We start from the raw sequence: 14,822 nt of genomic DNA on the forward strand, positions 1-14,822 counted from the left end.
CGTTTTTTTTTCTTAGAATTGTAGTAATAAATAATCTTTACAACTGCTATAAAAAAGCAGCTGGTTTCCCCAAACCTACCCAACAAAAAAGCCTATTAGTGTTTTCCTTAACCAAAATTTGGAAAAACATTAATGAAGCACAGTTACATAATTGTTGATGACAGTCATGAAAGCATACTGAATACGCAAGCAACTGCCATGCGTTTTCAGAATTTGGCTTTTGCTGGTTATGCTAGTAATTATGACAGTGCTTTAAACTTAATCTTAGAACATCAACCAAGTTTAATTTTTCTTGAAATTAATCCTTTAAAAAAGGAAAGTAACCTTTCTTTGAGTTTAATTAATGAACTGTATCGTTATTTAACCATTGTTCCAAAAATTATTGTTACTTCAAAAGATCAAAGCCTAGTATTCCGAGCAATGGAATATGGTGTTTCTGATTATTTAGTAAAACCATTAGACATCAATGCGTTTAGAAAAGCAATATTCAAGTTTGAAAAATCAATAGTTCAAAACACATTGCCAAATACAATCGTTCAACAGCAACCTGTTGTTCCACAACAAGCATTTACATTTTCAGATTTCTTACGACAAGAGCCTATTCAAAAACCAATTGTACAAGAAGAAGTTGAACCAACTATAGAAGAAGAACTTGAACCAGTTGTTACTGAGAAAGAAAGCATTGATGAAAATATTGCTTCTGAAATTACAGTAGTTGAACCAACACACGAAACAACTGCAACAGAAGATACCTTAGAAGAAAATGTTTCTGAAACTGCTATTGAAGAAGAAACTACCGAAATAGAATCAGTTGAAACTTCTGAAGAAGATTTAGAAAAAGTTGAAGAGGAAAATATTGAAGAAATAACAGAGGAAACTTCTGAAGACGAATTGGATGAAGCATCAAATGATGAAGAAAGCATCACTATACTTCCTGGTCAAAAAGTAGTTGTTGAACAAGAACAACCTTTGGTTATTTGTGTAAAATCATATGGCGACTATCGTTATATTGATTCTAGAGATATTCTTTATTTTGAAGCTGATAATAATTCAACTGATATACACTTAAAAGATGGCGAAATGGTTACTGCATTTAAAACACTAAAAGTATTTGAAAATGTATTGCCGCAATCACAATTTTTAAGAATCCACAATAGTTATATCATTAACGTTAATCAAGTAGCAAGAATCCACACTGGAAATACTGTTTGCTACATTAAAAATTCTACCATAAAACTTCCATTTTCAAAATCGTATAAAGAGAATGTGGAACTCATCATTCACCGCATTGCATCGGGTAATTATTTGGAGATTTAACCCAAATTTTATTTTATTTTTTGTCGATTATTAAAATTATAATCATTGAGAATCTTGTGAAGATTTAAATATGCTTTTAAACAATTTATAAGGCAAATTATATTTCAAAACTAATTTAAATTGTAAACTTTTTTTGTTATTCGTGAACATAAATTAGATCTACAAACAATAAAAACTTCAATAAAATTCATTTAAACAAAGTTGCTTTTTGCACATCAAGCATGAAGTGCAAAAAAAAATCATGTCTTAAAACGGCTGTTTTGAGTTTCAAATAAGACGAAGACACTCTTTTTTAGAAAATCTATCAAATTCATTCACTCAAATTTGACTATCATTCACTATCAGAATTAGTCATTTCACCATAAACGCCTTATTTCATAGGGATTGAGAGAAACATCCTTTTTAGTTTTACATCGTGAATGTGTGTCATTGCCTCAAATCATTAATCGGCACTCACTGAAACAAGAAAGTTAATAACTAAAAATAAAAGTCTCAAATTATGAAAAAATTAGCAACAACAATTGGTCTATTTACATTAATGTTAGTAGTTACCTCTTTTACTACGCCTAATGAAACAGGTGGAAAAACTATGGGCGGAGAACCAACTCTATTCACTGGTGATACTGGTGGAAAAACTATGGGTGGAGAACCAACTTTATTTACTGGTGAAACAGGTGGAAAAACTATGGGTGGAGAACCAACTTTATTTACTGGTGAAACAGGTGGAAAAACTATGGGCGGAGAACCAACTATCTAAATTAATTTTAAAACATATTAAGAAAAGTCACTTCTATAGTGACTTTTTTTTTTGTTAATATTTTGTAGATTTGAAGAAAAAAGAATTGAAAAATTTATTATTTCTTATTATACCTTTTTTAATAATAATTTCTTGTTCAAAAACAGGTGAAAAATCTAATTCTTTAGAAAAAGATTATTCAGAGATAAGTTTGAATTTTGACAAAGATTTTGAAAAAATCTCTGACGCTGAAAAAAATAAATTTCTTGATAGTATTTATTATAAAATTAAGACTAGTACAAATAATAAAAAAAATAGAGATTTATTATCCAAGGTTATTTTTAAATATTATTTTCTTAAAGATGAAAAGGGAATTGACAATTCATCAAACTTATTAATTAAATTATCTTCTGAGGAAAAAGACTCTATAAATCTGGGAGTTGCCTTTCGAAGCAGGGCATTTTATTATAATAAAAAATTAAATATTGACAGTTCCTTTTATTATTACGTAAAAGCTGAGAAAATTTATGTAGCTCTTAAAGATCGTGAAATTTATGCAAATGTTTTACTAAATAAAGGAAGTATTCAATATAAAGGAGGTGATAATCTTGGTGCAGAACTGACTTTGACTATTGCTTTGAGCATTTTTAAAGATATTAATGATTTTCAAAAACAATTTGAAACATTAATAGCATTGGGAAATGTTTCTGAAGAATTAAAAGATTTTGACAAGGCAATAATTTATTATAATAAGGCTTTAGAACTTTCTGAAGAATTAGAGAAAACAGATAAAAAGCATAGGAAATCTATTTGCTACAATAATTTAGGGTTCGTTTACGAAAAGAACAAAAACTTTAAAAAAGCAATTTCTTATTTTGAGTTGGGGTTAAAAGATAAAGACCTTAAAAATGAATTCCCAGAATCTTACTCAAATCTATTAGATAATTTAGCTTTTTGTAAGTTAAATTTAAATGATTTTGAAGGAATTGAAAATATGTTCATTGAATCTTTAAAAATTAGAGAAGATTTTGATTATAAATCGAATGTTGTTTTAAGTCACAATCATCTATCTAAATATTATAAAGCAATTGGAAATATTGAAAAATCTTTTTATCACGCAAATCAAGCGCTCAAAATATCTAAAGAACAAAAGAATCCTTTTGATATATTACCTTCACTTCAATTAATTTCTGAAATTGATATAAAAAACTCTGCAAACTACAATAAAGAATATATTAGAATAAGCGACAGTTTACAATTAGCCGAAAGAAAATCTAAAGATCGTTTCGCTAGAATTCAGCTTGAAACCGACGAAATAATCCAGGAAAAAGACAAATTAGAAGATAAAAACCGAAACTTACTCTATATTTTTATTGGTGCAGTTAGTTTGTTTTCATTGCTTTATTTCATTAGAGTTCAACGTGCCAGAACTAGAGAATTGCTCTATAAACAAGCGCAACAAAAAGCCAATGAGGATATTTTTAACCTTATGATGTCGCAACAAGCTATTATTGACGAAAGTAGAACCGAAGAAAAGCAAAAACTAGCCAGAGAACTTCACGATGGCGTTTTGGGAAGAATGTTTGGCTTACGTTTGAACCTTGATAGTGTTAATCATAAAAATGATGAAGAATCGGTTAAAAAGCGTTTACATATTATTGAAGAATTAAAAAATATTGAGCAAGATATCCGCGAAATTTCACATGACCTAAATAGAGAAAAACAAGTTTTAATTAATAACTTTGTTTCCATTGTAACTAATTTACTGGAAGAACAACAAAATTCCCACGCAAGTAAGCTTTCTTATTATTTGGATACTGCAATAAACTGGGATAAAGTAAATAGTGTTACTAAAATTAATTTGTATCGAATTTTACAAGAAAGTCTTCAAAACATTAACAAATATGCAAATGCTACTTCAATTAATGTTGGTTTTGTTAAAAATGAAGATGAAATAATTTTAAAAATTACAGACAACGGAAGTGGTTTTGATGTAAATAAAAAAAGTAAAGGAATTGGCACTCAAAATATGATAGCAAGAACAAAAGAATGTAACGGAAGTATTGATATTCAATCTGAAATTGGCGAAGGAACCACTATTACCATTACAATTCCGATAAATCAAAAAGAAAAACCCCAAAATTAAATAGAACTTAAATGGAAAACCCAATCAATGTATTAATTGTAGACGATCATCCGTTTATCATTGAAGCTTATAAAAATGCTTTAAATAAATACAGTCTTCAAGGTCACGAGTTTATTGTAACGCAAGCTAATGACTGTAAATCGGGCTATGAACTAATTATTGACAAGAATAACAACTTCAAATTAGCAATGTTTGATGTTAGTATGCCTGAATATGCAGAAAAAGAAATACGTTCAGGAATGGATTTGGCAAAATTAATGCAAAATGAAAATCCTGAGTGTAAAGTTATGTTACTGACTATGCATGTTGAAATGGATAGAATTAACACCATCATCAAAGAAATTAACCCAAATAGTCTTTTGATTAAAAATGACATCAATTTTGACGAACTTATTTTTGCTTTAGACAAAACGCTGAAAGACGAAAAATATTATAGCGAGACTATTATTAAACTTCTTGGTCAATCAAAATTTAATCCTTTAGAATTTGATGCTATGGATAAAAGAATTTTGGAATTAATGGCTAAAGAATACGATACTATTTTAATAGCCAGACATTTACCTTTAACCGCAGAAGTTATTGAGGTTCGTAAAAAAAGAATTAGAGAAGTTTTAGAACTTCCTGATGGAACCGATGAAGAACTTGTAGTAGAAGCCAAAAACAAAGGAATACTTTCATAAAAAAAGCCCAAAATTGGGCTTTTTTTATTCTTCTAATGCATTCCAACCTCGAGCTTTTAATGGAATTTTGGTATTTGCGCGAGTAATCAAATGAATTCCTTCGCTCTCTTGAGTCATATGACCAATAACGGTCAAATTTGGATTAGCTTTTATTTTATCATAATCTTCTATTGCAATTGTAAATAACAATTCATAATCTTCACCACCATTAATAGCTACTGTTGTAGAATCAATATTAAATTCTTCGCAAACGTTAATTAATTGAGGATCAACTGGTAGTTTTTCTTCAAATAAATTGCACCCAACTTTACTTTGTTTACAAATATGAATAATTTCAGAAGATAAACCATCCGAAATATCAATCATTGAAGTTGGTTTTACTTCTAGTTTTTCTAATAATTCACGAATATCGGTTCTTGCTTCAGGTTTAAGTTGACGTTCAATTAAATAAGTATAATTATCTAAATCAGGCTGATTATTTGGATTCACTTGAAAAACTTGTTTTTCTCGTTCTAACACTTGCAAACCCATATAAGCCGAACCTAAATCGCCTGAAACTACTAATAAATCGGTTTGTTTTGCTCCATTTCTGTATACAATATCACTTTCATTTGCTTCACCAACAGCAGTTATCGAAATAATCAATCCTTTTTGAGAAGAAGTTGTGTCACCACCAATAACGTCAATATTGTACGCTTTTGAAGCCAACGTAATGCCATCAAACAGTTCTTCTAATGCTTCTAACGGAAAACGATTAGAAACCGCAATAGAAACCGTTATTTGAGTTGGTTTAGCATTCATTGCTGCAATATCTGAAAGATTAACCACTACAGCTTTATATCCTAAATGTCTTAACGGCATGTAAGCCAAATCAAAATGGACACCTTCAATAAGCAAATCTGTAGAAATTACCACTTTTTTATCCTTAAAATCTAAAACGGCAGCATCATCGCCAATACTTTTAAGAGTTGATGGTTGTTTTACTTCAAAGTTTTTGGTCAAATGGTCAATCAATCCAAATTCTCCTAATTGTGATAAGGAAGTTCTTTGTTGGTTTTTATCTTCTAGCATTTTATTAGTTTCAAAAAATTGTTTGGCAAAGTTACAAATTGAAGTATGTTTTTCTTTATTAATTGAAAGAATCGTTTTAAATTATAATAGAATGTTAAAATTTTACTTATTCTTGTGTAACAATATCTTAAAAATGACACCAATACTAAAACAATAATTTTATGAAACTTCAAATAAGCAACTTGAGCAAAACCTATTCAAACGGTGTAAAAGCATTGGATAATTTAAATTTAGAAATTGGCGCTGGAATGTTTGGCCTTCTTGGTCCAAATGGTGCAGGAAAATCATCATTAATGCGAACTATTGCTACACTACAAAAACCTGATTCTGGTAATATTACTTTTGATGGAATCAATGTTTTAGATGACCAAATTGCTTTGCGAAAAGTTTTGGGTTATTTGCCTCAAGAATTTGGCGTTTATCCAAGTATGTCTGCCGAACAACTTTTGGACTATTTTGCTCGACTAAAAGGAATATCTTCTGCAAAAGATAGAAAAGCAATTATCAAAGAAGTGCTTGAAGTTACTAACTTATATGATGTTAGAACTAAAAACGTAAGCGGTTATTCTGGCGGAATGAAGCAACGCTTTGGAATTGCACAATTGCTTTTAAACAATCCTAAACTAATCATTGTTGATGAACCAACAGCTGGTCTTGATCCTGCAGAACGTTCTCGATTTTTAAATGTTTTACGAGAAATCGGAACGAATCATACAGTAATTTTTTCAACGCATATTGTAGCCGATGTTAAAGAAATTTGTACCGAAGTTGCCGTTTTAAATGGTGGGAAAATATTGATGCACAATACACCAACTGAAGCTGTAAAAACATTGGAAAATCAAATTTGGACAAAAATTATTACTCGTGAAGAATTAGAAAACTATGAAAAAGAATTTAATGTCATTTCTTCAAACTATAATCAAGACAACACATTGAACATTAGAGTTTTTAGTAATGAACAACCTAATGAAACATTTATAAAAACTGCTCCACAACTGGAAGATGTTTATTTTGTTGCATTAAAAAACGACTTATAATATGTTTGGAACCATTTTCACCTTCGAACTAAAAAGATGGTTTAAGAATCCAACATTATACATATATGCTGGGATTTTCTTTTTACTTTCTTTGTTTATCATGGCAAGTAGTTTGGGCTTTTTTGATACTTTTAAAACTACCACATCTTCTAAAGCAATTTCAAATTCGCCAATTGCTTTAAACTCGATAATAAACGAGTTAACAGTTTTTATTTATTTTTTGTTGCCTTCAATAATTGGCTCTTCTGTTTATAGAGATTTTAAATACAATATGCATTCTATTTTATTTTCCTATCCGTTTACCAAACGTGATTATCTTTTTGGGAAATTCTTCAGTTCGTTTTTAGTAGTTGTATTTATTACGCTTTTTATTGGTTTAGCTGCCTATTTAGCTTGTTTTCTGCCAGGAATTAACGAAGATTTACTTGGTCCGCATAAATTGATGGCTTATGTTGAAACTTATTTGATTTTTGTTATTCCAAATTTGTTGTTTTATGGTGTAATTATTTTTTCAATTGTAACTATTACAAGAAATATTTCTGTAGGTTTTATTGCAGTAATTGTATTGCTTTTTATTCAAGGATTAATTGGAAGTTTCACTCAAAAAGCAGACGATAAATATTTAGTTTCACTTTTTGATCCATTTGGTTCTGATGCTTTGGATTATTACACCAAATACTGGACAATGTATGAAAAGAACAATTATTTGCTTCCATTTGAAGGTGCAATTGTTTATAACCGATTGATTTGGCTTGGTGTTTCTGTTTTACTTTTTGTATTGATTTATCGCTATTTTTCATTTACGCAAACTGCTTTAACTTTAGGAAAAAGTAAAAATGAAGAACGCGTTGTAAAAAATAATTTTGGTGGAATTACAAAAATAAATTTACCCGAAGTATCTTTCGATTATTCATTAAAACAGAATCTAAAAACTACTTGGAGTTTATCAAATATAGACTTCAAGTTTATTGTGAAAAACTGGGTTTTTATAAGCATTATGGTTGTTGGTTTACTCTTTATAATACTAACAGCTTCTGTTGCAGGAGAAATTTTCGGGACTAATACTTATCCTGTTACTTGGCAAATGCTTTTAATTCCAGGAAATACTTTCGGGCTTTTTATTAATATAGTAACTTTTCTTTTTGCAGGAATGCTGATTCATCGTGGTGCAACAACAAGAATGAACCATTTAATCGATTCAACTCCAGTTCCAAATTGGGTTTTATTGACTTCAAAATTTATTGCTTTGGTAAAAATGCAGTTAGTTTTATTGATGGTAATAATGGTTGCAGGTGTTTTATATCAAACTTACTCTGGATTTTATGATTTTGAAATTGGCCATTATCTCAAAGAATTATTAGGATTAAAATTAATTCACTTTATGATTTGGGCGTTTTTGGCAATTTTAATTCAAACTCTTTTCAAAAACTTCATGTTAGGATTTTTTGTGTTGCTGATTTTATCTATTGGCCTAAATTTCCTTCCTGCAATTGGTGTTGAGCAAGATGTTTTTATTTATAACAGCGATTCAGGCTTTAATTATTCAGACATGAATGGATATGGACATGGTTTGAGTCTATATTTAATTTATAAAGCTTACTGGTTCTTACTTGGAATAACCTTTTTCTGTTTGGCTTTATTGTTTTGGACAAGAGGAATTGGTCAATCTGCAAAAGCACGTTTCAAAGACGCTTTCAAAAGAATTAATTCAAAAATTGTTATGCCATTAACAATATCTTTTATTGGTTTTATAGCACTTGGAAGTACCATTTACTATCAAAACAATGTAGTAAACAAAACCAAATCGGGAAAAGAAATTGAAAAAGAAATGGTTGAATGGGAAAAGAAATATAAAAAATACGAACACAAACCTCAACCTAGAATTACCGACATTAAAGTTGATATGGATTTGTTTCCAAAAGAGCGAAACTTTGTTGCTAATGGAACATATACTTTAAAAAACAAAACTAATGTTACGATTGATACTATTTATATTAATCATGGCGAGGAAACCGAAGTATCATTTAATGTAAAAACAAAATTAGTTTCAAAAGACACTGTTTTTAATTTTGACATTTATCGATTGGAAAAATCATTAGCTACTGGAGATTCAATTCAGATGAAATTTAGAGTTAAAAACAAACCAAATAGCATTTTCAGAGATAATTCTCCTGTAGAATACAACGGAACATTTATTAATAATTCTATGTTTCCAAGTATTGGTTATTCTGATCAAGGTGAATTGACCGATGATGATGTTCGAAAAAAATACGGTTTAAAACCACGCGACAGAATGCCAAAACCAACAGATTCTATCGCACGTCAAAACACATATATAAGTAATGATGCCGATTGGGTAACTTTTGAAACAACCGTTAGTACTTCAGATGACCAAACTGCTATTGCTCCAGGTTATTTAACAAAAAAATGGACAAAAGACGGCAGAAATTATTTTCATTATAAAATGGATAGAAAAATGTTGAATTTCTATGCTTTTAATTCAGCAAAATATGAAGTTAAAAAGGACAAATGGAACGACATTAATATTGAAGTTTATTATCATAAAGGTCACGAGTATAATTTAGACCGAATGATATCGGGTGTGAAAAAATCATTAGATTATTATACCAAAAACTTTAGTCCATACCAACATAAACAAGTTCGTATTATTGAGTTTCCAAGAACTAGCGGAAGTTTTGCCCAATCATTTGCCAACACCATTCCTTTTTCGGAAGCGATTGGATTTATTGCTGCTGTTGATGATGAAGATGAAAATGGTGTTGATTATCCTTTTTCTGTAACTTCTCATGAAGTTGCGCATCAATGGTTTGCTCATCAGGTTATTGGTGCAAATGTTCAAGGCGCAACATTACTTTCTGAAAGTTTATCAGAGTATAGTTCGCTAAAAGTATTAGAGCATACCTATGGAAAAACACAAATGCGTAAATTTTTGAAAGATGCTTTGGATAGTTATTTACAAGGACGAACTTTTGAAAACAAAAAAGAACAACCGTTGATGTATAATGAAAATCAACAGTATATTCATTACAATAAAGGTTCTTTGGTTCTTTATGCTTTAAGCGATTATATTGGCGAAAAAAACATGAATGATGCAATTAAACAATACATTCAAAAAGTAGCATTTCAAGACGCACCTTATACTAATTCACTTGAATTTGTGGAAGAATTGGATGCTGCAACTCCAGACAGTTTGAAATATATTATCAACGATATGTTTGAAACTATAACTCTTTATGATAATAGAGTTGAAAAAGCAACTTCTAAAAAGCTTCCAAACGGAACATATGAAGTAAAAATTGTCTTTTTAGTTTCAAAATACAAAGCCGATGATAACGGAAAACGTTTGTATAAAGACAAAAACGGCAAAACCTTAACTTTTAAAAAGAAAGACAGTAAATATACTATCGAGTCATTTCCTTTAGAAGATTATATTGAAATTGGTGTTTTCTCAGAGCAAACTGTAAAAGGAAAGAAGAAAGACAAAGAACTCTACTTGAAAAAAGTAAAAGTTGATAAAATCAACAATTCTATCACAGTTATTGTAAAAGAAAAACCTTTAGAAGTTGGTGTTGATCCGTATAACAAATTGATAGACACACAATCGGATGATAATCGATTAAAAATTTAACCGAAACTAATAAATAAAAACCCCGAAATTGAAAATTTCGGGGTTTTTTATACTTAATCATTTAATTTCAAAACAGCCATAAATGCTTCTTGTGGAATTTCAACATTTCCAACTTGACGCATTCTCTTTTTACCTTTTTTCTGTTTTTCAAGTAATTTACGTTTACGAGAAATATCTCCACCGTAACATTTAGCAGTAACGTCTTTACGTAACGCTTTTATAGTTTCACGAGCAATAATTTTTGCTCCAATTGCTGCTTGAATAGGAATATCAAATTGTTGTCTTGGTATCAATTCTCGCAGTTTTTCACACATTTTTTTACCAATGTTATAGGCATTATCTTCGTGAATTAAGGCAGAAAGTGCATCAACCGATTGTGCATTCAATAAAACGTCTAATTTTACTAATCTAGACTGACGCATTCCAATTGGGGAATAGTCAAAAGAAGCATAACCTTTAGAAACAGTTTTCAATCTATCGTAAAAATCGAAAACAATTTCAGCCAATGGCATATCAAAATTTAATTCAACTCTTTCGGTTGTTAAATAGGTTTGATTGGTTATAATTCCACGTTTTTCAATACATAAACTCATTACATTACCCACAAAATCTGATTTGGTAATGATGGTTGCTTTGATATATGGTTCTTCAACTCTGTCCAATTTTGAAGGTTCTGGTAAATCAGATGGATTGTTAACTACAATTGCAGTATCGGGTTCTTTTTTGGTATAAGCCAAATAAGAAACGTTTGGAACTGTTGTAATAACCGTCATGTCAAACTCACGTTCCAGTCGTTCTTGAATAATTTCAAGATGTAACATTCCTAAGAAACCACAACGGAATCCAAAACCTAATGCAGCAGAACTTTCTGCAGCAAAAACTAATGAAGCATCATTTAATTGTAGTTTTTCCATTGAAGCACGTAAATCTTCAAAATCTTCGGTATCTACAGGATAAATTCCAGCGAAAACCATTGGTTTTACGTTTTCAAAACCAGTAATCATATTGGTTGTTGGTGTTTTGGCATCGGTAATAGTATCACCAACTTTTACTTCTTTGGCTTCTTTAATTCCAGAAATCAAATAACCAACATCGCCAGTAGAAATTTTATCTTTTGGAACTTGGTTTAGTTTTAATGTTCCAACTTCATCAGCAAAATATTCATTGCCCGTAGCCATGAACTTTATTTTTTGTCCTTTGCGGATTTCTCCATTTTTTACTCTAAAAATAACTTCAATTCCACGAAATGGATTATAATGTGAGTCAAAAATCAATGCTTGTAAAGGTTCATCAACACTTCCTTTTGGAGCTGGAACTTTTTCAATGATTGCTTCTAGAATTTTATCAACACCAAAACCAGTTTTACCCGATGCATGAATAATATCTTCTAATTTACAACCTAACAAATCAATAATATCATCACTTACTTCTTCAGGATTTGCACTTGGTAAATCAACTTTATTTAAAACTGGAATAATTTCTAAATCATTTTCTAAAGCTAGATACAGATTGGAAATCGTTTGTGCTTGAATACTCTGAGCTGCGTCAACAATAAGCAAAGCACCTTCGCAAGCAGCGATAGAACGAGAAACTTCATATGAAAAATCTACGTGTCCTGGAGTATCGATTAAGTTTAAAATATATTTTTCGCCTTTATACATATATTCCATTTGAATCGCATGACTTTTTATGGTAATTCCACGTTCACGTTCCAAATCCATATTGTCTAAAAGCTGTGCTTTTTCTTCGCGTGCAGTCACGGTTTGTGTTGCGCCTAACAATCTGTCAGCCAACGTACTTTTCCCGTGGTCAATATGTGCAATGATGCAAAAATTTCTAATGTTTTTCATCTTCCTGAATCTCTCAATTTTACAGCAAAATAGCTTTGCGTTTAATCGGCAAATATAAAGCAAAGTTTTGACTTATATACTTGAAACTTTACAGCTAAAACTTGAAACCAACAAAATTTAGTATTTTTGCAAAAAAATATCCATTTATGCCTAAAATTGGCAACATAGAATTACCTGATTTTCCTTTACTTCTTGCTCCAATGGAAGACGTAAGCGATCCGCCATTTCGCAGATTGTGTAAACTTCATGGTGCTGATTTAATGTATTCAGAATTTATTTCTTCTGAAGGATTGATTCGTGATGCTATGAAAAGTAAAATGAAGTTGGATATTTTTGATTACGAACGACCTGTAGGTATTCAAATCTTTGGCGGTGATGAAGAAGCAATGGAAATGTCTTCCAGAATTGTTGATGCGGTTCAACCTGATTTAGTAGATATTAATTTTGGTTGTCCTGTGAAAAAAGTAGTTTGTAAAGGTGCTGGCGCAGGTGTTTTGAAAGATGTTGATTTAATGGTTCGATTGACTAAAGCAGTAATTAAAGGAACCAATCTTCCAGTAACGGTAAAAACACGTTTAGGCTGGGATGAAAATTCTATTAATATTGATGAAGTTGCCGAACGACTGCAAGATATTGGTGTTCAAGCTTTGACTGTTCATGCAAGAACTCGTGCTCAAATGTATAAAGGTCATTCGGATTGGTCGCATATTGCCAGAGTAAAAAATAATCCGCGAATTACAATGCCTATTTTTGGAAATGGTGATATTGATTCACCTGAAAAAGCATTGGAATACAAAAATAAATTTGGCCTTGATGGCATGATGATTGGTCGTGCTGCCATTGGTTATCCTTGGATTTTTAATGAAATTAAACATTATTTCCAAACTGGAGAACATTTGCCTCAACCAACAATGTCTGATAGAATTGAAGCAGCCCGAAATCATTTAACTTGGTCTATGGATTGGAAAGGCGAACGCGTTGGTATTGTAGAAATGCGACGTCATTACACCAATTATTTCAAAGGAATTCCAAATTTTAAAGAACACCGATTGAAATTGGTTACTTTAGAATCAGCTGAAGAATTATATAAAAGTTTGAACGAAATTCAACAAGTTTATTCTGGTTTTCAGTTTGTTTAATCAAGCATTTTAGTATTAATTCTGCTGCTTGCAATCCAGCTAGAAAACACTCCTAAAGTTACAATTGTAACAAAAACAATTAAAACATTTTGAATAGAAAAAACAACTGGATATGCCAAAGTTGAAGTAATCATTACCAAATTATATTTTTGTTGAATTACAACTATAATTATCCCTAAAATTAGCCCTATAATTCCTCCTATTACGCTTAACAAACTTCCTTGTAGTAGAAATATTTTTTTCAAATCTTTAACTTCAGCTCCTAAATTGAACAGCGTTTTTAAATTTCCTTTTTTGTCTAAAATCATCATAATTAATGCTCCAACTAAATTAAAAAGAGCAATTATGATCACTAAGGTAAATATTAGATAAACTGCAATATTTTCAGTATTCAACATTTTATAAAGAGTTGCATTTTGTTGCGCACGATTTTTAATAATTACTTTACCTTTAAAAATAGAATTTACATTTTCAATTACTTTATCTTCATCTGCTAAAGAATCTATTTTTATCTCAATGGCTGAAAATTCATTGGGTTTGTATTCTAATAAATTTTGCGATAATTCTAAATCGCAAAAAACATATTTACTATCTAAATCTTCGCTAATTGCATAAATTCCAATCGGAATTAACTTGGTTTTATTAAAAGCTTCGGCTTCACTTTCAATAATTGCTTTTCCTTTTCGTGGCACGAATACTTCAAATGGATTATTAAAATCGAATAACCCTAAAGATAATTTTTCCGAAATTCCATAACCAACAACAACTTCAGGTGTTTTCTCGGAAAGCCATTCACCATTAAAAAGATTTTTAGAAACTACATTGGTTTTGGTGAAATTAGAGTCAATTCCTTTCAAGTAAGTAACCATTTCTTTTCCTCTAAAATAAAACAAAACACGTTCTTCTGTTACTTTAGAATATATCGAAATGTCTTTAACTTTTTTTAGTTGATTTTCTTGTAAATCACTAATTAAAATTGTTTTCCCTTTGGCTGGAAATACTTTTAAATCAGGATCAAAATCATTTGAAAAAGATAAACTAAAAACTTTTAATCCTGAGAAAACTGAAAGCACCACAAAAAGTGCTATAGTTCCAACAATAATCCCAACGGATGCAATTCCGGTAATAATGTTGATAGCATTGTTATTGCTTTTACTAAAAAGGTATCGTTTAGCTATGTAAAGCGGAAAATTCAAA

At 30.3% G+C, this 14,822-nt stretch carries 10 protein-coding genes; 7 read left to right on the plus strand and 3 right to left on the minus strand.

Going from position 1 to position 14,822, the window contains the following annotated elements:
- Window positions 1-132: 132 nt before the first annotated feature.
- From RN605_RS09655 to RN605_RS09670, 4 genes are all read left to right on the plus strand, one after another.
- Window positions 133-1,317: a LytR/AlgR family response regulator transcription factor gene (locus RN605_RS09655; protein ID WP_313324451.1), complete on the plus strand. Its 1,185-nt coding sequence runs from the start codon at window positions 133-135 to the stop codon at window positions 1,315-1,317.
- A gap of 499 nt (window positions 1,318-1,816) precedes the next feature.
- Window positions 1,817-2,074 carry a hypothetical protein gene (locus RN605_RS09660; RefSeq protein WP_313324452.1) on the plus strand — a complete coding sequence of 86 codons (258 nt, stop codon included), beginning with the start codon at window positions 1,817-1,819 and terminating at the stop codon, window positions 2,072-2,074.
- A gap of 85 nt (window positions 2,075-2,159) precedes the next feature.
- Window positions 2,160-4,199: a tetratricopeptide repeat-containing sensor histidine kinase gene (locus RN605_RS09665; protein WP_313324453.1), complete on the plus strand. Its 2,040-nt coding sequence runs from the start codon at window positions 2,160-2,162 to the stop codon at window positions 4,197-4,199.
- A gap of 11 nt (window positions 4,200-4,210) precedes the next feature.
- The gene (locus RN605_RS09670; protein WP_313324454.1) at window positions 4,211-4,879 is read left to right on the plus strand and encodes a response regulator; all 669 of its coding nucleotides are present in this window, start codon (window positions 4,211-4,213) and stop codon (window positions 4,877-4,879) included.
- Between the two features lie 24 nt (window positions 4,880-4,903).
- On the opposite strand, the gene thiL is transcribed toward RN605_RS09670, so the two are convergent.
- The gene (gene thiL, locus RN605_RS09675; RefSeq protein ID WP_313324455.1) at window positions 4,904-5,950 is read right to left on the minus strand and encodes a thiamine-phosphate kinase; all 1,047 of its coding nucleotides are present in this window, start codon (window positions 5,948-5,950) and stop codon (window positions 4,904-4,906) included.
- Between the two features lie 161 nt (window positions 5,951-6,111).
- Here thiL and RN605_RS09680 point away from each other — a divergent pair, with 161 nt between their 5' ends.
- Together RN605_RS09680 and RN605_RS09685 are read left to right on the plus strand one after the other, a co-directional pair.
- Entirely contained in the window at window positions 6,112-6,987 is an 876-nt protein-coding gene (locus RN605_RS09680; protein WP_313324456.1) for an ABC transporter ATP-binding protein, read from the plus strand.
- Window position 6,988: 1 nt separating this feature from the next.
- Window positions 6,989-10,636 (plus strand): ABC transporter permease/M1 family aminopeptidase, encoded by a 3,648-nt coding sequence (locus RN605_RS09685; protein WP_313324457.1) that lies wholly within the window; start codon window positions 6,989-6,991, stop codon window positions 10,634-10,636.
- A gap of 53 nt (window positions 10,637-10,689) precedes the next feature.
- On the opposite strand, the gene lepA is transcribed toward RN605_RS09685, so the two are convergent.
- Window positions 10,690-12,486: a translation elongation factor 4 gene (lepA, locus tag RN605_RS09690; RefSeq protein ID WP_313324458.1), complete on the minus strand. Its 1,797-nt coding sequence runs from the start codon at window positions 12,484-12,486 to the stop codon at window positions 10,690-10,692.
- A gap of 146 nt (window positions 12,487-12,632) precedes the next feature.
- On the opposite strand from lepA, the gene dusB reads away from it, so the two are divergent.
- On the plus strand, window positions 12,633-13,625 hold the full coding sequence (gene dusB, locus RN605_RS09695; RefSeq protein WP_313324459.1) for a tRNA dihydrouridine synthase DusB: 993 nt from the start codon (window positions 12,633-12,635) through the stop codon (window positions 13,623-13,625).
- On the opposite strand, the gene RN605_RS09700 is transcribed toward dusB, so the two are convergent.
- Window positions 13,622-14,821, minus strand: a complete 1,200-nt coding sequence (locus tag RN605_RS09700; protein ID WP_313324460.1) for an ABC transporter permease — start codon at window positions 14,819-14,821, stop codon at window positions 13,622-13,624. The two genes, dusB and RN605_RS09700, sit on opposite strands and share 4 nt — an antisense overlap.
- Between the last annotated feature and the right edge of the window lies 1 nt (window position 14,822).

It is taken from the genome of Flavobacterium sp. PMTSA4 (assembly GCF_032098525.1).
Taxonomy (GTDB): domain Bacteria; phylum Bacteroidota; class Bacteroidia; order Flavobacteriales; family Flavobacteriaceae; genus Flavobacterium; species Flavobacterium capsici.